This is a genomic window from Mycobacterium canetti CIPT 140010059, from assembly GCF_000253375.1.
Lineage (GTDB): Bacteria > Actinomycetota > Actinomycetes > Mycobacteriales > Mycobacteriaceae > Mycobacterium > Mycobacterium tuberculosis.
Genome location: NC_015848.1, coordinates 2770518 through 2791188 on the forward strand (window position 1 = coordinate 2770518; position 20671 = coordinate 2791188).

Here is a 20671-nt window from a genome sequence, read left to right on the forward strand (position 1 = left end):
GATTCCGCTTTTGGGCGAAAACGTAACCGACTGATAACCTGGGCAGCCGAATCACACCGACAAAGGGAACTTGCACGTGGCCAACATCAAGTCGCAGCAGAAGCGCAACCGCACCAACGAGCGCGCCCGGCTGCGCAACAAGGCGGTGAAGTCCTCGCTTCGTACCGCCGTCCGTGCCTTCCGCGAAGCTGCCCATGCCGGCGACAAGGAAAAGGCCGCGGAACTGCTGGCGTCGACCAACCGCAAGCTGGACAAGGCGGCCAGCAAGGGCGTGATCCACAAAAACCAGGCCGCCAACAAGAAGTCGGCACTGGCCCAGGCCCTCAACAAGCTCTGACAGCCACCTGCCGACTCATCGGCCGCGGTCGGCCACCAACTCGGCGACCTGCCGGACCGCGGATTCCAGCGCGTAGTCCGCATCCGCGACGGCACCCTTGACGTTGGCATTGAGTTCGGCCACCAACCTCATCGCGGTCGCCACCGTGTCACGCGACCACCGCCGAGCCTGCTTCTGGGCTTTCTGCACCCGCCAGGGCGGCATCCCCAGTTGTGCGGCCAGGCGGTACGGGTCGCCGGACTGCGGCCCGACCCGGCCGATGGTGTGCACGGCTTCGGCGAGCGCATCGGCCAACACCACTAGCGGCTCACCGCGCATCATCGCCCACCGCAACGCTTCGGCAGCTCCCGCCACGTCGCCGGCTACCGCCTTGTCGGCGATGTCGAAGCCCCTCACCTCGGCTTTGCCGCTGTGATAGCGCCGTACAGCGGCGGCGTCGACGGCTCCTCCGGTATCGGCGACCAGCTGTGAACAGGCCGAGGCGAGTTCGCGCACGTCGGAGCCGACGGCGTCCAGCAGGGCGGTCACGGTCTCGTCGTCGACCTTGACCCGCAGCGACGCGAACTCGCTACGGATGAAGTCGGCGCGCTCACTGACCTTGGTGATCCGCGCGCACGGATGAACCTGCGCACCCATCGACCGCAGCTGGTTGGCCAGCGATTTGGCGCGCCCGCCACCCGAGTGGACCACTACCAGCACGGTGCCGGCCGGAAGATCGGCGGCGGCCGACTCGATTACCGCGGCAGCGTCCTTGCCCGCCTCCGCAGCGGCCCCCAGCACAACGATCCGCTCCTCGGCGAACAGTGACGGGCTCAGCAGTTCGGCGAGCTCATAGGCACCGACGTCACCCGCGCGCATTCGGCTCACCGGGACGTCGGCTGTACCTGCCCGCTGCCGAGCCGAGCGCAACACGTCGGCCACCGCCCTTTCGACCAGCAGTTCTTCGTCTCCCAGGACCAGGTGCAACGGCTTAGCCTCGCTCACCCCACGATGGTGTCACGAAGGGCCGACCAGCCCGGACAGCGACCAGGCAAGCAGACATATGACGGCCACCGCCATCGTTTTGCACATGGCCGCGCGAAACCAGCGCCAGCGCCACTGCGCAACCGTGAACACCGTGGCGCCACCGACCAGCAGTACGCCGGGCAGACCTGCGGCCACCGGAACGGTCGCCGCGGGCACACCCGACGCCCAATGCGCCACGCGCAACAACCACCACACTTCGGGCCCGGTGAACCGGATCAGCACCTGCGCGCCGGCCGGCCACGGCACGACCAGCACGGCCGCAACGCTGCCCAGCACGGTGATCGGCGCGATCACGGCCGCCACCGCCAGATTGGCCACCACGGCCACCAGACTGACCCGGCCGGAGATGGCGGCCACCAGTGGCGCCGTCACCAGCTGCGCGGCCGCCGCGACTGCGAGGGCATCGGCCAGCACCTTCGGACATCCGCGGTCGACCAAGCGGCGTGACCAAACCGGCGCGATGACGACCAGTGCACCCGTGGCCGCCACGGACAGCGCGAAGCCGATGTCCACAGCAAGATGGGGAGCGGCAGCCAGCAAAACCAGCACGCTACCCGACAAAGCTGGAATCGCCTGCCGCCGGCGCGCAGACAGCATCCCCACGAGGGCAATGGCGCCCATCACAGCTGCCCGCAACACGCTGGCCGTCGGCTGCACCAGGATGACGAATGCCACCAACGCGACGGCCGCGCACACCACGGCCGCACGCGGTCCGATCAACCGTGCCGAAACCAGCGCCGCCGCACACACGATCGTGACATTGGCCCCCGAGACCGCCGTCAAGTGCGTCAGGCCCGCCGCACGGAACTCGCGGCTGGTTAAGGCGGTGACCGTCGAGGTATCGCCGAGAACCAGGGCCGGCAACATCGTGGCCTGGTCAGCGGGCAGCACCTCACGAACCGCGGCCGCGAATCGATGGCGGACGATGTGAGCGGCGCGGTGTACCGGGCCGGCACGGCCCACGGTCGGCCGACCGGTCGCATTGAACACCGCGACCGTCAGGTCGTGACGCGCCGGGCGACTGATACGCGCGCGGAACTGGACGGGCTGTCCGACCATCAGCTCGCCGAAGTCCAGCGCTCGCGCGAAAACCACTACCCGGCCGGATGTCTCGTCATCCCGCAGCCGTTGAACCGTCGCCCGGAACATCAACCGGCCCCGCCCCAGCGACACTGGGCTCTCGCTGGGGGTGACCGTGACCAGCGCGGAGGTGCCAAATGCCACGGTGATTGGGTGGCGATCGACCGCCTCGGAGCGCAACGCGACCGCAAGCCCGTACCCCGCGCCCACCATACCGACCGCGACCAGGCCGGCGCTGATTGAACCCAGTCGCGGTGCGTGCCACGACCGGCGCGCCACACACCACCACAGTGCGCCGCCGCCGAGGGCCACCACGACGCAGCACAAGGCACACACGTTGCCGATCGGCCACACGATCCCGGCAGCCGTCACAATCCAGCTGATCAGCGCCGCCGGGACCAGGCGTACGTCCAAACGGGAGGCGCCGAATCCCATATGGCGCACCGGTGTCAGACACGGACCAGATTGCGCAGTTTGTCCAGCCGCGCCGGCCCGATGCCGTCGACGTCGGCAAGCTGGTCGACGCTGGTGAACCTACCATTGCGCTGCCGCCACGCCACAATCGCTGCGGCGGTGACCGGCCCGATGCCGGGCAGGGCGTCCAGCTGCTCCACGGTCGCGGTGTTGAGGTCGAGCACCTCAGCTGTCTTAGGAGCTGTCTTGGGGCCTGTCGTGGCTGTGCCTGAGGTACCCGCCGGCCCCGGCGTCCCCGCACCGACCGAGCTGCCCAGCACCCTCGGCTGTCCCGAGGGCGGAGCTAGCCCGACCACGATCTGCTCACCGTCACCAAGCTGCCGAGCCATGTTCAGTCCGACGGTGTCCGCGCCGTCTACCGCTCCGCCGGCGGCCTGTAGCGCATCGGCGATCCGCGCGCCCGGCGCCAGGGTGACGAGTCCTGGGGTGTGCACCAGGCCAACCACGCTGACCACCACCGGCAGGCCGGAACGGTCCGGCGAGCCCGGGCTTGCCGACGACCTAGGGTTCGTCGGCGAAACCGGTTCTACCGGAGGAAGTTTGGCCGACATTACCGGCTCAGTCCGGTCGCGGATCAAGGTGAATACCGTCACCAGCACCGCGAGGGCGGCGATCACCGCCAATGCGACGGCGCCGGCACGGCCCGGATCCGCGCGTATCCTGTCCGCCCAACCTTGCCCACGGGAAGTGTCGGGAAGCCAGCGCGGCAGCAGCGAGTTCGGATCGTCGCGTGGCTCGTCGTGGTCTGGACCGTCGTCCGTTGGATCGTGTGGCTCCGGGTCTAAGTGTGCAGATGCGGCGTGCGAGTCGATATCCGGGACGGCACCGAGCCGCCTTTGCAGTCGCTCGGCGGGCAGTTCTGTTCGCATGGGCCGACCGTAGCTGCGGGGACCGCCAGAACCGGCGCGCACGACGGCGTCGCGCTGCCCTGCTGTGGATCAATCCGAGGCTGTGGACAAGCCGCTTTGGCGATGGATCAAGATGGGACAAACCGCGCCAACATCCCCGAACAACCAGCACCGGGCTGCGACGTCCATCCGGACTCGGCTCACCGCGATCGAGAGTGTACTCGGCAACGCGATCCGCGAGTGCTGAGCCGCGCGGCCGATCCCCATCCATGGCGTGTGGCGACCGAAGCCGGCGCGCAGCACGCGGGTCGCTGACCACGCCGAAAAGCCCGTCAGCCTAGCGCCGGCCTAGCACGGCCTTCAGAACTCGAACGCGGTCTGGACGGGAACATCACTGGCAAACGCCGCGTCGAGTCGACGAAGCAGCTGGGAATCTTTGGTGCGCAACCGGTTAGCGGCGGCTAACGTCGAAGCGCGGTGCGCTCCAAGGTAAAGGCTGCCCAGTACGTCTCGATCCATTTCGATCTCGGCTGCCGCATCGGTCGGGGTACACCGCGCACGGCCGTCACCGATCTTGAGCGCGAACCGGCCGCCATCGGATACCTCGAGGACCGTGGAAAACTCGCCAACTTCGTGAGCGTAACCACGCGCCTCGAGTGCGGCCGGTACGTTCATGATGCGCAACCACAGGCCGTCCTGGCGCCAGGTAGTGCGGGCCAGTCGGGTATCGGTGAGCAGGTGGGGTAACGGGTCCTGTGGATGGGTGATGATGCTGATTCGCTCCATGGAGTCGAGGCCAATCAGGGCCCGCCACAACGCACAATGCGCATCTGCGGTTACCGCCCTGAGTTCGCTGACGCGCGCTAGCTTGAGATCGGTGCGATCCACCCGGTACAGCGCGTACCCGTCGGGATGCAGTAACGCGAACGATTCACGGTCTCCACCGGGCGTGGCTTTGCATTCTGCCAGCAGCTCGTCCCAGAGCACCTGCGGGCGTAGCAGCCCGCCCGGCACCTGCTGGCGCCATCGCTCGTAGATCGCCTCAAACTCGCCGCGATGCTCGGTGGGTCTGACCAACCGGACGCTGCTGCCACCTAGGCCGCCGCCCGGTGCGTCGGCGTGAAAGCGCGCGAAGCGTCGGTCGACCGTCAGCTCATGCAAGGTGGTAGCGGGCCCGTAGCCGAACCGGCCGTAGATGCCGCCCTCGCTAGCATGCAGTGCCGCGACCGGGTAGCCGGAATCGGCTATGCGGCGGTGCAGTTCGGCGCACATCGCGCGCAGCAAGCCGCGCCGGCGATGCGTCGGCGCCACCGCGACGAAACTGAGACCGGCGGTCGGGAGCACCACTTCACCAGGCACCGTCAACCGCAGATCCATGTACAGCGCCATCCCGACCACCTCAGAACCCGGGCCGGCACCATCGCGGACCACCACCGCTCCGTCGGTGGGCACCAGGGTCCGCCAGGCGGTCGCTGATTCAGGGCCGATGAAATCGGTGAAACTGGCCGCGGCCAGTAGGAACATCCCCGGCCAGTCGTCCTCGGTCGGGCTACACAGGGTCACAGTCACAGAATCCGACTGTGGCATATGCCGCGGCCACGTGCACGTGAATATTACGACGACAGTGTCTGGCAAAGGATCACGCGATGCGGGTAGCCCCGCCAGCGTGACGCCACTGCGAGAATCAGCGACGAATTTCGCCGTGACGTTACGCTGGCGGCGACGCTCCCACGTCGACGCATACCCCGACGGCTCCGGCACCGACGTGCAGAGCAAGTACCGGTCCCATGGCGGTCACCATGGCCGGCTCACACGCCGGCAGCCGCTCCGCCAGCGCCGCCGCCACGTCGTTCGCAGCTGCCGGGTCGGCGACGTGATGCACCGCGAGAGCGGCGGGGCGGTCGCCGACAAGCTGGCAAACCCGGTCGATCATCACCGCCGTCGCGTTGCTCACAGTGCGAACCCGTTGGACCAGAACAAGTTTTCCGTCGTCGACTGACAGCAGCGGCTTGAGCGCCAGCGCGGTGCCCAACCATGCCTTGGCCCCACTGATGCGCCCGCTGCGGCGCAGATTGTCCAACCGCGCTACAGCGACGAACGCGTGAATCCGGCTTACCGCCGCAGCCGCTGCGCGCGCGACCGTATCCAGCTCATCGCCTGCGGCGGCTGCCCGCCCGGCCGCCAGTGCCGCGAAACCGACGCCCATCGCGGCCGACCTCGAGTCGATCACCCTAACGGCGGGACCTAGTTCCGCCGCGGTCAGCTCGGCGGCTCGAAAGGTACCCGACAGCGCCGACGAAATGTGCACCGCCACTACCCCGTCGCCGCCACTGTCCGCCAACGCCCGTTGGTAGGCGGCGGACAGCTCAACCGGGGTCGCCCCAGCGGTGGTGGCGTGGCGCTTGTGGATGTCATCGGGGATTTCGTCCACACCGTCGCGCAGGTCGAGGCCGTCAAGCAAGATATGCAGCGGGACCTGGCGGATCGACCACTGTTCGCGCAGGTCGGCCGGCAGTCGACACGACGTATCGGTCACCACCACAACGGTCACCGGCGCCGCTCTCCCCCGCAAGCGGGAGGTGCCCCCACCTCATCGCTTCGCTCTGCATCGTCGCCGGCGCGGGGCATGTCTCAGCCGCGCGATTTCTCGTTCGGCACCCCGGCTTCGGCCAGTGCCTTGAGCATCAGTTCGGCGACCGCCTGGTGGGCTTCAAAATTCCAGTGAATGCCATCACGATTACCATATCCACTCAATATCTGTTCTGCGACAGCGGCTTTGAGATCAACTAGAGGAATGTCATGGTGCTGTGCCCATTCCGTGATCGCCGCCACCGTGCCTGCGCGGCCGTGATGGGCCTTGCCGTAGGTCTCGGCGATATGCACCGAGGGCAGCGATGCGATGATCGGTATGCCCGGACGATTGAAATCAATTGCACCACGGGTCTTTTCAAGGTACTCAGCGGTCAGGTGCGGCGGCAACGCCGCACGGGCCACTGGCGACAGTCGCGGTTGAACCCAGGCGTAGCCGTCGCGGACCCACCGTCGCAGCCAAGACGGACGTACATAGCGGATGAGCTCACGCAGCGCCGTCGGTAATACCGACGGCAGCGAATCCATTCCGCCGGTCGCGAAGATCACCGCTCCGGCCCTGGGTAACGCCGCCCAAGCGCGCGGATCCTGGGTTGCCGCCCACCAGACATCCCGACAGGTCCAGCCGATGCGGCCAATCAGCTCTAAATCCCAATCTAGTTGGGAAGCAACAATATTGGGCCAGATACGGGGGTCATCGGCAGGCAGGCCGCCGGTGGGCCCGTAGTAGGCCAGCGAGTCAGCGAAGACCAACAATGCGGGCCTGCGCCCGCGCCTAGAGGACATCGCTGGAGACCTGCGCCGAAGCATTCCACACATCAAGGCGCCACCGGATGCTCTCGAAGTCGGAGCCCGGGGCCCAATGGCCACTCAGCTGAGTCCAACTGGCATTGCCCATGCCGCCCAAAGCCGGCCAGTTGGCCACCGGCAACTTCAGCAGCGCCGCCGACAACGCGGCGATCAGACCCCCATGGGCTACCAGCACCACCGGGCGATCCGGCTCGTCAGCGCCACCCCATTCCGGTTCGCTGGCAACCAACTCGGCAACCAACGGCCGACTTCGGGCAGCCACGTCAACCCTGCTTTCCCCGCCGTGCGGCGCCCAGGTCGCATCCTCGCGCCAGGCCAACCGGGCGCCCGGGGCATCAGCGTCGATCTGAGCGTGGGTTAAGCCCTGCCAATCGCCAAGGTGAGTTTCCCGCAATCGGGTGTCGACCCGGACCACAAGGCCGGTGCGCTCGCCCAGCTTGACCGCCGTGTCATATGCGCGGCGCAGGTCCGACGATACGATCAGTAGCGGCTGCCGCTTGCCCAGCACCTCGGCGGCCGCGACCGCTTGGGTGCGGCCAAGTTCGCTCAACTCAGTGTCCAGCTGGCCCTGCATCCGGCTACCGACGTTGTAGTCCGTTTGTCCATGCCGCAGCATCACCAGTCGCCGCGCTCTCATTGCGCACCCGCTGAGTTCGCCGATAAATCAACCGGCACCACCGGGCAGTCACCCCACAACCGGTCCAGGGCGTAGAAATTGCGGTCGTCCTGATGCTGGATGTGCACCACGATGTCCCGGTAATCCAACAGCGTCCAGCGACCCTCGCGGGCACCCTCACGGCGGGCCGGCCGGTAACCCGCCTGTCGCATTTTCTCCTCGACCTCATCGACGATGGCGTTGACCTGCCGCTCGTTGGAGCCCGAAGCAATGACGAAGCAGTCGGTGATGACCAGCTGCCCGGAGACATCGATGACCACGACGTCATCGGCGAGCTTGGCGGCGGCCGCGCCGGCGGCCACCCTCGCCATGTCGATGGCTTCCCGGTTGGCGGTCATAGGCCATTCCCAGCGGCCAGGCTGGTCGTTGAACGCGCGCCCGCGTCGCAGGCGCCACAGTAGAGCCGGCACTTGGAGACGTACTGCACGACGCCGTCGGGCATCAGGTACCACAGCGGCCGGGACTGCTCGGCGCGCTGACGGCAGTCGGTCGACGAAATGGCCAGCGCCGGGATCTCGACCAGAGTCAACGCATCCTTGGCCAGCTGACCCAGCAGGCTAGTGATGTGTTCGTTGCGCAACTCGTAGCCGGGCCGGCTGACCCCCACGAACCGCGCCAATTCGAACAGCTCCTCCCAGCCCTGCCAGGACATTATGGAAGCTAGCGCATCGGCGCCGGTGATGAAGTACAGCTCAGAGTCCGGGTGCAAAGCATGCAGATCGGCCAGCGTGTCCTTGGTGTAGGTGGGTCCGCCGCGGTCGATGTCGACCCGGCTCACAGAGAATCGGGGATTGGAGGCGGTGGCGATCACCGTCATTAGGTAGCGGTGCTCGGCGGCGGAGACCTGTCGACCCTTTTGCCAGGGTTGCCCGCTGGGCACGAATACCACTTCGTCGAGATCGAACAGGTCGGCCACCTCGCTGGCGGCAACCAGGTGGCCGTAGTGGATGGGGTCGAACGTCCCACCCATGACTCCCAATCGACGCCCATGCACGATTGGCCAGCTTACTGGAGTATCTTGCCGCAGTTCCGTTCGCGGCAACTGCCAGCCAGCACAAGCGAGCAGCCATTGATAAGGCAGCACGATTGGTTATTCCTAAGCCTTTGCGCGATCATCTTGGTCTCGTTCCGGGTGAGGTCGAGGTCGTCGCCGACGGGGCGGGACTGGGTGTCACGACCCTCGCCGGTGACTCCCTCGGCGAGCGGCATGGCCTACCGGTGATACCCGCGGGCGGTGCGCAAATCGACGACGCGGCCGTGCGGACGCTGCGCGATGCCGGCCAGCGTTAGCACCGTGCTCGTGGACACGAGCGTCGCGGTCGCACCGGTGGTCGCCGATCACGACCACCACGAAGATACCTTTCAAGCGCTTCGTGGCCGCACCCTCGGTCTGGCCGGGCACGCGGCTTTTGAACGCAGGACGCTGGCGACCGTGGCGAAGCTGCTTGCACACACATTCCCGGCGACCAGGTTCCTCGGCGCTGGGGCGGCGATGTCGCTGCTACCCGAACTCGCACCGGCCGAAATCGCCGGCGGAGCCGTCTAGGATGCGCTGATCGGTGCGGCTGCCAACGAGCATCGGCTCCCCCTGGCAACCCGCGACCGGCAGGCGCTGAAGGTCTACCGCGCGCTCGCAGTGGAAGCCGAGCTGCTGGCCTGAGCGTCGCGGTTGCGCGGCCAATCACACCCGCGCCGCTGCCAGGCCAACGGCTGCCCAGATGCCGGGTCCCTCACGTTTTTCACCCGATGTACCCGCAACGATCTACTCGGTCGTGTAGAAGGGGTCTGTGGATAATTTGCCGATCGAATCAGCCGAGTCGACGCGGTTGGCGAAGGCGGCGATGACCCGACGGTTTTACACCCGCTCGGTGGTGAAAGGCGAGATCACGCTGCCGGCCGTGCCGAGCATGATCGACGAGTACGTGACAATGTGCGCCGGCCTTTTTGCGGGTGTGGGCAGAAAGTTTTCCGACGAAGAACTTGCTCATCTTCGCGCGGTGCTCCAGGGTCAGCTGGCAGAGGCGTACGCGGCCTCCCAGCGTTCGACCATCGTCATCTCATACAACGCCCCCATGGGCCCGACCTTGCACTACCAAGTCCGAGCCCAATGGCGGACGGTGGCGCAGGAATACGAGAACTGGATCGCCACCCGTGAGCCGCCGCTCTTCGGTACCGAACCAGACGCACGTGTGTGGGCGCTGGCCAACGAAGCAGCCGATCCTACGACGCATCGGGTGCTCGAAATTGGCGCCGGAACCGGGCGTAACGCCCTGGCGTTGGCACGGCGCGGACACCCGGTCGACGTGGTGGAGATGACCCCCAAGTTCGCCGACATCATTCGCTCCGACGCCGAACGAGAATCCCTCGACGTGCGCGTCATCATGCGTGACGTCTTCTCGACCATGGACGACTTGAGGCAGGACTATCAGCTGATGGTGCTCTCCGAGGTGGTGCCGGACTTCCGGACGACGCAGCAGCTGCGCAATCTGTTCGAACTCGCTGCCCAGTGCCTTGCTCCCGGTGCCCGCTTGGTGTTCAACGCCTTCCTGGCGAACGGAGATTACGCACCCGACCAAGCCGCGCGTGAGTTCGGGCAGCAGATGTATACCGGGATGTGCACGCGGGCCGAGATGTCTGCTGCAGCGGCCGGCCTTCCTCTCGAACTCGTCGCCGACGACTCGGTATACGACTACGAGAAAACGCACCTGCCACCGGGCGCCTGGCCGCCCACCAGTTGGTACGCCGACTGGATCCGTGGCCTCGACGTGTTCACCACCAACGTTGAGAGCTGCCCGATCGAGATGCGCTGGTTGGTGTTCCAGAGGAGGCGGTGAGCAGTCGCAAAAGCCCCCGAAACCGGGCTCTTCTGACACTTCCGTGGGTGAGTTTGTGTCCTGAGTAGGCGCACGTCGTTGTGGCTTAAGGTTTCTGGCTTGTCAAGGATCAGAAACACAAGGAGCCGACAACGACGTGCGCAATGTGAGGCTATTTCGTGCGCTGCTGGGTGTCGACAAGCGCACCGTGATTGAGGACATCGAATTCGAGGAGGATGACGCCGGAGACGGTGCGCGGGTGATCGCCCGGGTGCGGCCACGAAGTGCAGTGTTGCGCCGCTGTGGTCGCTGCGGTCGCAAGGCGTCCTGGTATGACCGCGGTGCGGGCCTGCGCCAATGGCGCAGTCTGGATTGGGGCACCGTCGAGGTGTTCTTGGAGGCCGAGGCGCCGCGGGTGAACTGCCCCACCCATGGGCCGACGGTGGTGGCGGTGCCGTGGGCGCGTCATCATGCCGGGCACACGTATGCTTTCGATGACACGGTGGCCTGGCTGGCGGTGGCGTGTTCGAAGACCGCGGTGTGCGAGTTGATGCGGATCGCCTGGCGCACCGTCGGGGCGATCGTGGCCCGGGTCTGGGCCGACACCGAAAAGCGCATTGACCGGTTCGCGAACTTGCGCCGCATCGGTATCGATGAGATCTCCTACAAGCGCCACCACCGGTACCTGACGGTGGTCGTCGATCACGACAGCGGCCGGTTGGTGTGGGCCGCCCCGGGCCACGACAAGGCCACCCTGGGCTTGTTCTTCGATGCCCTGGGCGCTGAGCGGGCCGCCCAGATTACTCACGTTTCGGCCGATGCCGCGGACTGGATCGCTGACGTGGTCACCGAGCGCTGCCCGGATGCGATTCAATGCGCCGATCCGTTTCATGTGGTGGCCTGGGCCACCGAGGCGCTCGACGTCGAGCGGCGCCGAGCCTGGAACGACGCACGGGCGATCGCGCGCACCGAACCCAAGTGGGGCCGGGGCCGGCCCGGTAAGAACGCCGCACCACGTCCGGGCCGCGAGCGGGCACGGCGGCTCAAGGGCGCCCGCTACGCGCTGTGGAAGAACCCCGAGGACCTCACCGAACGCCAAAGCGCCAAACTGGCCTGGATCGCCAAGACCGATCCCCGTCTGTATCGCGCCTACCTGCTCAAAGAGGGCCTGCGGCATGTGTTTTCGGTCAAGGGCGAGGAAGGTAAACAGGCCCTGGACCGGTGGATCTCCTGGGCCCAGCGTTGTCGCATCCCGGTATTCAGAGCTGGACCCCATCGGTTGGACAGGCCGCGGCGGTTCGTAGGTGGAGGGCTGCTGCTGGTTATGCCGCTTGCGGTAGCGACAGGGTCTGATGGTAGACCTCGTCAGGGGTACGGTGGTTCACACCCTGGTGACGTCGTCGGCTGTTGTAGAACTCGAAGTAGTCGCCGAGCCCTTTCTTGGCCTGGGTGCCGTTCTCATATGCCTTGAGGTAGACCTCCTCGTATTTGACGCTGCGCCAAAGCCGTTCGATGAATACGTTGTCCATCCACCGGCCCCGACCATCCATGCTGATGGTGATGCCGTGGCGGTTCAGCACCCCGGTGAATGCCTCGCTGGTGAACTGGGCGCCTTGGTCGGTGTTGAACATTTCCGGAGCGCCGTAGGCTTCGATCGCCGCGGTGAGGGCATCAATGCAGAAACTGGTGTCCATCGTGTTGGACAGCCGCCAGCACAGCACCTTGCGCGAGTACCAGTCCATGACTGCAACGAGGTACATGAAGCCGTGGGCCATCGGCAGATACGTCACGTCCGCGCACCACACCTGATTGGGCCGGTCGATTTTCAGCCCGCGCAGCAGGTACGGGTAGATCCGCTGCCCGAGCGCCGGGATCGTGGTCCGTCGCTTCGGATACAAAGCCGCCAGCCCCATGATGCGCATCAGGCGCACCACCTTCTTGCGATTGACCACCAAGCCGTCCTCGGCAAGGGCGTCGACGATGCGTCGACTGCCTAAAAACGGGTGGGTCAGGTGGATTTCATCGATCCTGCGCATCAGATCGATGTCGCCGGCCGGCGTCGGCTTGGGCTGGTAGTACACCGTTGAACGCGCCACATCCAGCAGCTCGCACTGGCTGGTGACGGGCAACCTGTCGTCGCGGTCGATCATGGCACGCCTCACTTGGGGTCCAAGCGCGCGAGCCCGCGATCTAAAAAATCGCGCTCCATCGTCAGCTCACCGATCTTGGCGTGCAGCTCCTTGATCTTGGCCTCGCTATCGGCGACTGGCCCCGAGCCGGACCCGAACATGCCAGCAGCGCCTTCCAGCAGCTGCCGCTTCCACGCCGTGATCTGGTTCGGGTGCACATCGAAGCGCTGCGCCAATTGCGCCAACGTCTGCTCTTCGGTCAATGCCGCCAACGCCACCTTGGCCTTGAACTGCGGCGAATGATTCCTACGCTTGCGCCTTGCCATGAGATCCGCTCCTTCGACTGTTCAGCCATCATCGAAGCAGCCCCCACTTAACCCACTGTCCAAGAACACGGGTCCATCTCTTTCGTCGAGCTTGCCGCCCGCATCAAACGCCACCGGGTGGCCATCGACGCCGCCCTCGACCACGGCCTATCCCAAGGCCTGATCGAATCCACCAACACCAAGATCCGCCTACTGACCCGGATCGCGTTCGGATTCCGCTCACCACAAGCCCTCATCGCCCTAGCCATGCTCGCCCTCGCCGGCCACCGCCCCACCCTGCCAGGCCGACACAACCACCCACAGATCAGTCAGTAGAGCCCGAAACCGGTCGGATTTGGGGGCTGGTACGTGAATTAAGGTGACCACGGCAAGCGTGACCCGCCGGCGACTGCAGCGAAGCCGGGTCTGTTGGTGACAGTGTGTATGTCGGGGTTTCAGGCGGCAGGTTCGAGGGTGACCCCCAATCCTTGGGCTTCGAGTTTGGCGACGAGGCGACGTCGTTCTTTGTCGGGATCCATGCGGGTGGTGAAGTAGTCGGCGCCGAGATCCTGGTAAGGCCGGCCGGTGGCCAGCACGTGCCAAATGATGACGATCAGCTTGTGGGCGACGGTGATGATCGCCTTCTTGTTGGCAGCGGGACTGCGGAAGCCACCGAACTTGCGGACCTGGCGGCGGTAGTACTCGCGCAGGTAGCCATCGGTGCGCACGGCGGCCCACGCGCACTCGACCAGGACCGGCTGCAGGTGCTGGTTGCCTGTGCGGCGGGCACCGTGATGGCGTTTGCCGGCCGATTCGTGGTTGCCCGGGCACAGCCGCACCCACGAGGCCAGATGCTCAGCCGAGGGGAACCAGGCCGCCGGGTCGGCGCCGATTTCAGAGATGACCGTCGCCGAGGCACCCACCCCGATCCCCGGGATCGATGCAATCAGCTCGCGTCGGGCACAAAAGGGATGCATCAGCTGCTCGATCTGCTCGTCGAGAGCACCGATCATCGCATCGAGCTGATCCAGATGAGCCAGGTGCAACCTACACATCAGGACATGGTGATCATCGAAGCGCCCTTCCAGCGCCCGCTGCAGATCGGGGATCTTCGAGCGCATACTGCCGCACACCAGATCAGCCAGCACCGCCGGCGGCGTTCACCGTCGATGAGCGCCCCCACCATCGCCCGCACCGACTTGGTGGTGACCGAGGACGCCACGCTGTCGGCCTTGATCCCGGCGTCTTGAAGCACATTGCCCAGGCGCTGCAGCTTCGAGCTGCGATGCTCGACCAGCTTGCGGCGGTAGCGGATCACGTCGCGGGCGGCTTTGATGTCGGCGGGCGGAATGAACCAACCCCGCAGCAGACCGCATTCCAGCAGGTGCACCAACCACTCGGCATCCAAGAGGTCGGTTTTGCGGCCCGGCCGTTCTTCACGTGCCCGGCATTGCACACCAGCAGCTCACTCGCCGTGGGCCAACAACGCGTGATAAGCGGGCGCACCAGCGCCCATCATGTTCTTTTACGACTGCTCGCCCGGCCTACACCGGCAGTAGCTGGTCGATCACCGTGGCCAGCTGCTTGGCGGATCGGCATTCGTGCATCGTGATCACCTCTTGGTAGCGCGGCACCGCCGAGTCACCGCTGCCCCACAGATGCTTGGGCTCCGGGTTGAGCCAGTGCGCGTGCCGGCTGGCGGTCACCATGTCGGCCAGCACGTCGGTGGCCGGGTTGCGGTAGTTGGTGCGCCCGTCACCAAGCACCAGCAGCGAGCTGCGCGGCGACAGCACATTTGGGAAGCCCTGCATGAACGAGACGAACGCGTTGCCGTAGTCGGAATGGCCGTCGCGGGCATACACACCAGCCTCCCGGGTGATCCGCTGGATCGCTATGGCCAGGTCCGATTCCGGCCCGAACATATGGGTCACCTCGTCGGTGGAGTCGATGAAGGCGAAGACGCGAACCCGGGAGAACTGTTGGCGCAGCGCGTGTACCAGCAGCAGCGTGAAGTGGCTGAAGCCCGCGACCGAGCCCGACACGTCGCACAACACGACGAGTTCCGGGCGCGCCGGGCGGGGTTTGTGCAACACCAGGTCGATCGGCACGCCGCCGGTGGACATCGACTTGCGCAGCGTCTTGCGCAGATCGATCGATCCCGCGCGGGCGCGGCGCCGCCGGGCGGCCAACCGGGTCGCCAGGGTGCGGGCCAACGGGGCCACCACCCGGCGCATCTGGCGCAGCTGCTCACCCGAGGCACGCAGAAACTCGACGTTCTCGGAAAGCTGTGGAATTCCGTACATCTGGACGTGCTCGCGGCCGAGTTGCTCGGCTGTGCGCCGCTTGGTCTCGGCGTCGACCATTCTGCGCAGCTGCGCGATCTTTTGTGCGGCAAGCGCTTTGGCAATCTGTTCCTGGGTGGCTGTGGGCTCATCGCCGTAGGGAGCAAGCAGGCCCGCCAGTAGCTTGCCCTCCAGTTCGTCCAGCGCCATGGCCTTGAGTGCCTGATACGACGAGAACGACGGACCGCGGCTGGAACTGTACTTGCCATAGGCCTCAACGATCCGCGCGATCATCTCCACCAACCGCTCGTCCTTGTCGGCCAGGTCTTGGTTGTTGGCCAGCAGATCCAGCAGCAGCTGCCGCATAGCCTCGACATCATCGGGCGGCAAACCCCCGGAGCCTGCCGACTCGTCTTCCGTGGTGATGACCGCCCGAGCCCCCAGTGCCGCGGGAAACCACAGGTCGAACATGGCGTCATAGGTATCGCGGTGGTCAGGCCGGCGCAGCACCGCACAAGCAATGCCCTCCCGCAACACCTCACGATCACCCAGCCCGAGGGTGGCCATCACCCGGCCGGCATCCACCGTCTCCGACGGGCCCACCGAAATCCCGCTGCCACGCAGCGCTTCCACAAAGCCCACCAAGTGTCCGGGCAGCCCATGCGGGGCGAGTGGCCGGGCAGCACGAATACGACGGGCGGCCACTAGTTCAACCTGAGCTCTCCGGTGGCCCGTTGCTGGTCGGATTGGTGCTTGAGAACCACGCCGAGCGTGGCGGCAACGACCGCATCGTCGATGGTGTCCAGTCCCAGTGCCAAGACGGTGCGACCCCAGTCGATGGTCTCGGCGATCGATGGCACCTTCTTAAGCTGCATGCCGCGCAGCACGCCGATGATGCGCACCAACTCCTCGGCGAAGTGCTCGGGCAGCTCGGGAACTCGGGATAACAGGATGCGACGCTCCAGCTCGGGGGTCGGGAAGTCGATGTGCAAGTACAGGCAGCGACGCTTGAGCGCCTCGGACAGCTCACGGGTGGCGTTGGAGGTCAGCAGCACGAACGGCGCCCGGGTGGCGGTCAGGGTGCCCAGTTCGGGGACGGTCACCGCGAAGTCGGACAGCACCTCCAGCAGCAGGCCCTCGATCTCGATGTCGGCCTTGTCGGTTTCATCGATCAGCAGCACGGTGGGCTCGGTGCGCCGGATAGCGGTCAGCAGCGGACGCTGCAGCAGGAACTCTTCGCTGAACACATCGGTTTTGGTGGCCTCCCAATCTCCCGAGCCGGCCTGGATACGCAGGATCTGCTTAGCGTGGTTCCACTCATACAGGGCGCGAGCCTCGTCGACGCCCTCGTAGCACTGCAGCCGGACCAGACCGGATCCAGTGGCCTGCGCCACGGCGCGCGCCAGCTCGGTCTTGCCGACCCCGGCGGGGCCTTCCACCAGCAGCGGCTTGCCGAGCCGGTCGGCGAGAAAGACCGCCGTCGCGGTGGCAGTGTCGGGCAGGTAGCCGGTCTCGGCCAGCCGCCGCGAGACGTCGGCGATGTCGGCGAACAGCGGCGTGGGCCGGGCGGGCACGGTCACGATCGGGTCTCCTCTAGCCAACGGCGTCAGGCCGGACGGGTGTGGCCGGCTCCCCATGCGATCCACTTGGTCGACGTCAATTCCGGTAGTCCCATCGGTCCGCGGGCATGCAGTTTCTGGGTGGAGATGCCGATCTCGGCGCCGAAGCCGAATTGCTCGCCGTCGGTGAACGCCGTTGATGCGTTCACCATCACCGCGGCCGCATCGATCTGTTCGGTAAAGCGTTGGGCCGCATCAAGATTGGTGGTCACAATCGCTTCTGTGTGCCCGGTGCCGTATTCGTTGATATGGGCGATGGCAGCGTCGACACCGTCGACCACCGCCACCGCGATGTCCAGCGACAGGTATTCGCGGCGCAGGTCGGCCTCGTCCGGGTCGAGATGTACGGTGACACCGGCGTGCTGCAGGGCGGCCAGCAATCGAGGCAACGCCGTTTCGGCGATCGCTGCGTCGACCAGCAGCGTCTCGGCGGCGTTGCAGACGCTGGGCCGCCGCGTCTTGGAGTTCAGCAAGATACGCTCGGCCACGTCCAGGTCGGCCGCTTGGTGCACGTAGACATGGCAGTTCCCGACGCCGGTCTCGATGGTGGGCACCTGGGCATCGCGTACGACCGCCTCGATCAGGCCCGCTCCCCCGCGTGGAATCACCACATCGACCAGGCCGCGGGCCTGAATCAGGTGAGTGACGGTGGCGCGGTCGGCAGCCGACAGCAGCTGGACCGCGTCGGCCGGCAGCTCCAGGCCGACCAGCGCGGTGCGTAACACCGCCACCAGGGCCTCGTTGGACTTTGCGGCCGACGAGCTGCCGCGCAGCAATGCAGCGTTACCCGACTTGAGTGTCAGCCCGAAGGCATCCACGGTGACATTGGGGCGGCCCTCGTAGATCATGCCGACCACGCCCAGGGGGACGCGCTGCTGGCGCAGCTGCAGCCCGTTGGGCAGGGTATAGCCACGCAGCACTTCACCGACCGGATCGCGCAGTCCCGCGACTTGCCGCAACCCGGCGGCGATACCGTCGACTCGTTGCGGGTTCAAGGACAACCGGTCCAGCATGGCGGCCGGGGTGTCCGCCTCGCGCGCCGCGTTCAGGTCTTCGGCGTTGGCCGCCAGGATCTGGTCGCGGTGAGCCAGTAGCTCGTCGGCAGCCGCGTGCAGCGCGCGGTCTTTGACAGTCGTCGGCAGCGATGCCAGCCGGCGGGCGGCCACCCGGGCGCGGCGTGCGGCGTCGTGCACCTCTTGACGCAAGTCGAGCTGCGACGGTGCTGGCACGGTCATTGCCCCAGGGTAACGGGCTTGCGCTGGCCAGGTAAGACGACCCGCTCCGGACGGGCCGCGCAGCGATCCGGCTGGGTGGTTGCTATGCGATCAGGCGTACTTGACGGTCGCCCCTGATCAGCTTGCCGATAATCCCGGCAAGACGCTGGTAGGACTTCTCGCGGCCGCCGAAAGAGCTAAACACCAAACCGATTCGTCGCGCCGGGCAGGGGCGACGAATCGGGCGAGTTCCAGCCGGCTTCGCGTGGTCTCGACGGCGGCCGCGGTCTGCGGAATCAGTGTCACCCCCAGCCCGCCGGTCACGCACTGCACGACGGTGGCCAGCCACACCGCCCGGGTGTTGGGCAGCATCGAGCGTCTGGTCGCGTAGGCAGTGCCCCTCATGCAGTCACAACAAAGTCAGCTCTGACAGCGCGGTCAGCGGCACACGCTGCTTGCCGGAAAGACATGCCCTGGGGGTGCACCGAGACCGGCTTCCGACCACCGCTCGCCGCAACGTCGACTGGCTCATATCGAGAATGCTTGCGGCACTGCTGAACCACTGCTTTGCCGCCACCGCGGCGAACGCGCGAAGCCCGGCCACGGCCGGCTAGCACCTCTTGGCGGCGATGCCGATAAATATGGTGTGATATATCACCTTTGCCTGACAGCGACTTCACGGCACGATGGAATGTCGCAACCAAATGCATTGTCCGCTTTGATGATGAGGAGAGTCATGCCACTGCTAACCATTGGCGATCAATTCCCCGCCTACCAGCTCACCGCTCTCATCGGCGGTGACCTGTCCAAGGTCGACGCCAAGCAGCCCGGCGACTACTTCACCACTATCACCAGTGACGAACACCCAGGCAAGTGGCGGGTGGTGTTCTTTTGGCCGAAAGACTTCACGTTCGTGTGCCCTACCGAGATCGCGGCGTTCAGCAAGCTCAATGACGAGTTCGAGGACCGCGACGCCCAGATCCTGGGGGTTTCGATTGACAGCGAATTCGCGCATTTCCAGTGGCGTGCACAGCACAACGACCTCAAAACGTTACCCTTCCCGATGCTCTCCGACATCAAGCGCGAACTCAGCCAAGCCGCAGGTGTCCTCAACGCCGACGGTGTGGCCGACCGCGTGACCTTTATCGTCGACCCCAACAACGAGATCCAGTTCGTCTCGGCCACCGCCGGTTCGGTGGGACGCAACGTCGATGAGGTACTGCGAGTGCTCGACGCCCTCCAGTCCGACGAGCTGTGCGCATGCAACTGGCGCAAGGGCGACCCGACGCTAGACGCTGGCGAACTCCTCAAGGCTTCGGCCTAACCGGGATCTGGTTGGCCGGGAATCAATGAGTATAGAAAAGCTCAAGGCCGCGCTCCCCGAGTACGCCAAAGACATCAAGCTGAACCTGAGCTCAATCACCCGCAGCAGCGTGCTCGACCAGGAACAACTATGGGGAACCCTGCTGGCCAGCGCCGCAGCGACACGAAATCCGCAGGTATTAGCTGACATTGGCGCTGAAGCGACCGACCATCTGTCGGCTGCAGCCCGCCACGCAGCCCTCGGAGCCGCGGCCATCATGGGCATGAATAACGTGTTCTACCGTGGCCGCGGCTTCCTTGAAGGCCGGTACGACGACCTGCGCCCCGGACTGCGGATGAACATCATCGCCAATCCGGGCATACCGAAAGCCAACTTCGAGCTCTGGTCCTTCGCAGTGTCCGCGATCAACGGGTGCTCGCATTGCCTCGTCGCCCACGAGCACACGCTGCGTACGGTAGGTGTGGACCGAGAGGCGATCTTTGAAGCGCTGAAAGCCGCAGCAATCGTTTCAGGCGTTGCACAAGCGCTGGCCACAATCGAGGCACTAAGCCCAAGCTAAGTGTCTGTACGCGATGACGCCGTGCTGGGTGACACCGGTGCGACCAACACGGTACTGTGGGCGATCGGCGGCGGCGCCTTCCACGGAGTCAACTTCGACAACGCATCCGACACCCGAAGCCTGTAGTCCCTCATCACCTCTCCGTCCTCGTCCCAGAAGTCGTCATATTCTTGGTCGAGGTCGGCGATCTGCGCAGTGAATTGCCCAAGCGCGTTGTTGTCGATCAGAATCTGCCTCTCAGCACGGTTGTTGTAGATCTGCGCCAGGGGCACCATATCGTGATGTGCCCATTCATAGGCCCGCACGATCTCGTGGATCTGCCTCTCGACCTCAGACAGCTGCACACAGAGGTCGGTCAGCCACCTGACAAACGGCTTGGCTGCCTCCATCAACTGCATCACCACTGGACCCGCCCAGGCGTCCATCAGAGACAGCAGCGTTCGGTTGAACGACCTCTGCACGGCCGTCATTTCCACATCCAACGACCTCCACGCCCTGGCGGCAGCCAACATCGAGTCAGGACCGGGGCCGGCATATATGTTGGCGGAGTTGACCTCCGGTGGGTACGCTTCGAAATGCATCTGTT

Annotated in this window: 23 protein-coding genes and 3 pseudogenes; 8 read left to right on the forward strand and 18 right to left on the reverse strand. The window is 65.7% G+C overall.

The window, feature by feature from the left end:
* The first annotated feature begins 76 nt into the window (after positions 1-76).
* Positions 77-337 carry a 30S ribosomal protein S20 gene (gene rpsT / locus MCAN_RS12835; protein ID WP_014001264.1) on the forward strand — a complete coding sequence of 87 codons (261 nt, stop codon included), beginning with the start codon at positions 77-79 and terminating at the stop codon, positions 335-337.
* Positions 338-352: 15 nt separating this feature from the next.
* Here rpsT and holA read toward each other — a convergent pair whose 3' ends face one another.
* The 9 genes from holA to nadD form a co-directional block, all read right to left on the reverse strand.
* Positions 353-1303 (reverse strand): DNA polymerase III subunit delta, encoded by a 951-nt coding sequence (gene holA, locus MCAN_RS22175; protein WP_003903885.1) that lies wholly within the window; start codon positions 1301-1303, stop codon positions 353-355.
* A 30-nt stretch (positions 1304-1333) separates the two neighbouring features.
* Positions 1334-2878 (reverse strand): ComEC/Rec2 family competence protein, encoded by a 1545-nt coding sequence (locus tag MCAN_RS22180; protein WP_014001265.1) that lies wholly within the window; start codon positions 2876-2878, stop codon positions 1334-1336.
* A gap of 14 nt (positions 2879-2892) precedes the next feature.
* Positions 2893-3786, reverse strand: coding sequence for a ComEA family DNA-binding protein (locus MCAN_RS12850; protein ID WP_003412373.1), 894 nt, complete (start codon positions 3784-3786; stop codon positions 2893-2895).
* A 339-nt stretch (positions 3787-4125) separates the two neighbouring features.
* The gene (locus tag MCAN_RS12855; RefSeq protein WP_041180119.1) at positions 4126-5352 is read right to left on the reverse strand and encodes an enhanced intracellular survival protein Eis; all 1227 of its coding nucleotides are present in this window, start codon (positions 5350-5352) and stop codon (positions 4126-4128) included.
* A gap of 121 nt (positions 5353-5473) precedes the next feature.
* Positions 5474-6316, reverse strand: coding sequence for a DegV family protein (locus tag MCAN_RS12860; RefSeq protein ID WP_003412381.1), 843 nt, complete (start codon positions 6314-6316; stop codon positions 5474-5476).
* A gap of 80 nt (positions 6317-6396) precedes the next feature.
* Positions 6397-7140, reverse strand: coding sequence for a diglucosylglycerate octanoyltransferase (gene octT / locus MCAN_RS12865; RefSeq protein ID WP_003412384.1), 744 nt, complete (start codon positions 7138-7140; stop codon positions 6397-6399).
* Positions 7130-7801 carry a glucosyl-3-phosphoglycerate phosphatase gene (gene gpgP, locus MCAN_RS12870; protein WP_003412388.1) on the reverse strand — a complete coding sequence of 224 codons (672 nt, stop codon included), beginning with the start codon at positions 7799-7801 and terminating at the stop codon, positions 7130-7132. Before gpgP ends, octT begins: the two co-directional genes overlap by 11 nt.
* Complete coding sequence (gene rsfS / locus MCAN_RS12875; RefSeq protein WP_003412394.1) at positions 7798-8178, reverse strand: ribosome silencing factor; 381 nt, start codon at positions 8176-8178, stop codon at positions 7798-7800. The genes gpgP and rsfS overlap by 4 nt, the downstream gene beginning before the upstream one ends.
* Complete coding sequence (gene nadD / locus MCAN_RS12880; RefSeq protein WP_258561160.1) at positions 8175-8819, reverse strand: nicotinate-nucleotide adenylyltransferase; 645 nt, start codon at positions 8817-8819, stop codon at positions 8175-8177. The genes rsfS and nadD overlap by 4 nt, the downstream gene beginning before the upstream one ends.
* Before the next feature lie 125 nt (positions 8820-8944).
* Here nadD and MCAN_RS22730 point away from each other — a divergent pair, with 125 nt between their 5' ends.
* From MCAN_RS22730 to MCAN_RS21630, 4 genes are all read left to right on the forward strand, one after another.
* A complete protein-coding gene (locus MCAN_RS22730; RefSeq protein ID WP_157185282.1) occupies positions 8945-9130 on the forward strand; it encodes an AbrB/MazE/SpoVT family DNA-binding domain-containing protein in 186 nt (61 codons plus the stop codon).
* The gene (locus MCAN_RS12890; RefSeq protein WP_003412405.1) at positions 9114-9386 is read left to right on the forward strand and encodes a PIN domain-containing protein; all 273 of its coding nucleotides are present in this window, start codon (positions 9114-9116) and stop codon (positions 9384-9386) included. Before MCAN_RS22730 ends, MCAN_RS12890 begins: the two co-directional genes overlap by 17 nt.
* Before the next feature lie 241 nt (positions 9387-9627).
* Positions 9628-10674, forward strand: a complete 1047-nt coding sequence (locus MCAN_RS12895) for a class I SAM-dependent methyltransferase (protein WP_014001268.1) — start codon at positions 9628-9630, stop codon at positions 10672-10674.
* 136 nt (positions 10675-10810) lie between these two features.
* Entirely contained in the window at positions 10811-12124 is a 1314-nt protein-coding gene (locus MCAN_RS21630) for an ISL3 family transposase (RefSeq protein WP_014001269.1), read from the forward strand.
* Here the strand turns inward: MCAN_RS21630 and MCAN_RS24180 are convergent.
* Both MCAN_RS24180 and MCAN_RS24185 read right to left on the reverse strand, forming a co-directional pair.
* Positions 12072-12803: pseudogene (locus MCAN_RS24180) on the reverse strand (IS3 family transposase); the annotation flags it as partial. The gene MCAN_RS21630 and the pseudogene MCAN_RS24180 sit on opposite strands and share 53 nt — an antisense overlap.
* Positions 12804-12811: 8 nt before the next feature.
* Positions 12812-13108, reverse strand: coding sequence for an IS3 family transposase (locus MCAN_RS24185; RefSeq protein ID WP_015288246.1), 297 nt, complete (start codon positions 13106-13108; stop codon positions 12812-12814).
* A gap of 69 nt (positions 13109-13177) precedes the next feature.
* Here MCAN_RS24185 and MCAN_RS12910 point away from each other — a divergent pair.
* Positions 13178-13423: pseudogene (locus MCAN_RS12910) on the forward strand (transposase); the annotation flags it as partial.
* Between the two features lie 119 nt (positions 13424-13542).
* Here MCAN_RS12910 and MCAN_RS12915 read toward each other — a convergent pair.
* From MCAN_RS12915 to MCAN_RS23245, 6 genes and pseudogenes are all read right to left on the reverse strand, one after another.
* A complete protein-coding gene (locus tag MCAN_RS12915) occupies positions 13543-14142 on the reverse strand; it encodes a transposase (protein ID WP_158309801.1) in 600 nt (199 codons plus the stop codon).
* Positions 14142-14543 carry an IS110 family transposase gene (locus MCAN_RS22470; protein ID WP_145974181.1) on the reverse strand — a complete coding sequence of 134 codons (402 nt, stop codon included), beginning with the start codon at positions 14541-14543 and terminating at the stop codon, positions 14142-14144. The genes MCAN_RS12915 and MCAN_RS22470 overlap by 1 nt, the downstream gene beginning before the upstream one ends.
* Positions 14544-14631: 88 nt before the next feature.
* Positions 14632-16074: a vWA domain-containing protein gene (locus tag MCAN_RS12925; RefSeq protein ID WP_014001271.1), complete on the reverse strand. Its 1443-nt coding sequence runs from the start codon at positions 16072-16074 to the stop codon at positions 14632-14634.
* Positions 16074-16949, reverse strand: coding sequence for an AAA family ATPase (locus tag MCAN_RS12930; protein WP_003412514.1), 876 nt, complete (start codon positions 16947-16949; stop codon positions 16074-16076). Before MCAN_RS12930 ends, MCAN_RS12925 begins: the two co-directional genes overlap by 1 nt.
* 26 nt (positions 16950-16975) lie before the next feature.
* Entirely contained in the window at positions 16976-18223 is a 1248-nt protein-coding gene (locus MCAN_RS12935) for a glutamate-5-semialdehyde dehydrogenase (RefSeq protein WP_003412516.1), read from the reverse strand.
* Between the two features lie 82 nt (positions 18224-18305).
* Positions 18306-18691: pseudogene (locus tag MCAN_RS23245) on the reverse strand (LysR substrate-binding domain-containing protein); the annotation flags it as partial.
* 247 nt (positions 18692-18938) lie between these two features.
* Between MCAN_RS23245 and ahpC the strand changes: the two are divergent.
* Together ahpC and MCAN_RS12950 are read left to right on the forward strand one after the other, a co-directional pair.
* Positions 18939-19526, forward strand: a complete 588-nt coding sequence (ahpC, locus tag MCAN_RS12945) for a peroxiredoxin AhpC (RefSeq protein ID WP_003412529.1) — start codon at positions 18939-18941, stop codon at positions 19524-19526.
* A gap of 25 nt (positions 19527-19551) precedes the next feature.
* Positions 19552-20085, forward strand: a complete 534-nt coding sequence (locus MCAN_RS12950) for an alkyl hydroperoxide reductase (protein ID WP_003412536.1) — start codon at positions 19552-19554, stop codon at positions 20083-20085.
* Here MCAN_RS12950 and MCAN_RS12955 read toward each other — a convergent pair.
* Positions 20082-20666, reverse strand: coding sequence for a PPE family protein (locus MCAN_RS12955; RefSeq protein WP_003412549.1), 585 nt, complete (start codon positions 20664-20666; stop codon positions 20082-20084). The two genes, MCAN_RS12950 and MCAN_RS12955, sit on opposite strands and share 4 nt — an antisense overlap.
* Positions 20667-20671: the final 5 nt, after the last annotated feature.

Coding starts and splice junctions, on each gene's coding strand:
- rsfS (WP_003412394.1), bottom strand. CDS start 8,178: ATGACCGCCAACCGGGAAGCCATCGACATGGCGAGGGTGGCCGCCGGC.
- MCAN_RS12935 (WP_003412516.1), bottom strand. CDS start 18,223: ATGACCGTGCCAGCACCGTCGCAGCTCGACTTGCGTCAAGAGGTGCAC.
- MCAN_RS12890 (WP_003412405.1), top strand. CDS start 9,114: ATGCCGGCCAGCGTTAGCACCGTGCTCGTGGACACGAGCGTCGCGGTC.
- MCAN_RS12850 (WP_003412373.1), bottom strand. CDS start 3,786: ATGCGAACAGAACTGCCCGCCGAGCGACTGCAAAGGCGGCTCGGTGCC.
- MCAN_RS24185 (WP_015288246.1), bottom strand. CDS start 13,108: ATGGCAAGGCGCAAGCGTAGGAATCATTCGCCGCAGTTCAAGGCCAAG.
- MCAN_RS12915 (WP_158309801.1), bottom strand. CDS start 14,142: ATGTGTAGGTTGCACCTGGCTCATCTGGATCAGCTCGATGCGATGATC.
- octT (WP_003412384.1), bottom strand. CDS start 7,140: ATGTCCTCTAGGCGCGGGCGCAGGCCCGCATTGTTGGTCTTCGCTGAC.
- gpgP (WP_003412388.1), bottom strand. CDS start 7,801: ATGAGAGCGCGGCGACTGGTGATGCTGCGGCATGGACAAACGGACTAC.
- MCAN_RS12950 (WP_003412536.1), top strand. CDS start 19,552: ATGAGTATAGAAAAGCTCAAGGCCGCGCTCCCCGAGTACGCCAAAGAC.
- MCAN_RS22180 (WP_014001265.1), bottom strand. CDS start 2,878: ATGGGATTCGGCGCCTCCCGTTTGGACGTACGCCTGGTCCCGGCGGCG.
- MCAN_RS12855 (WP_041180119.1), bottom strand. CDS start 5,352: ATGCCACAGTCGGATTCTGTGACTGTGACCCTGTGTAGCCCGACCGAG.
- MCAN_RS12955 (WP_003412549.1), bottom strand. CDS start 20,666: ATGCATTTCGAAGCGTACCCACCGGAGGTCAACTCCGCCAACATATAT.
- ahpC (WP_003412529.1), top strand. CDS start 18,939: ATGCCACTGCTAACCATTGGCGATCAATTCCCCGCCTACCAGCTCACC.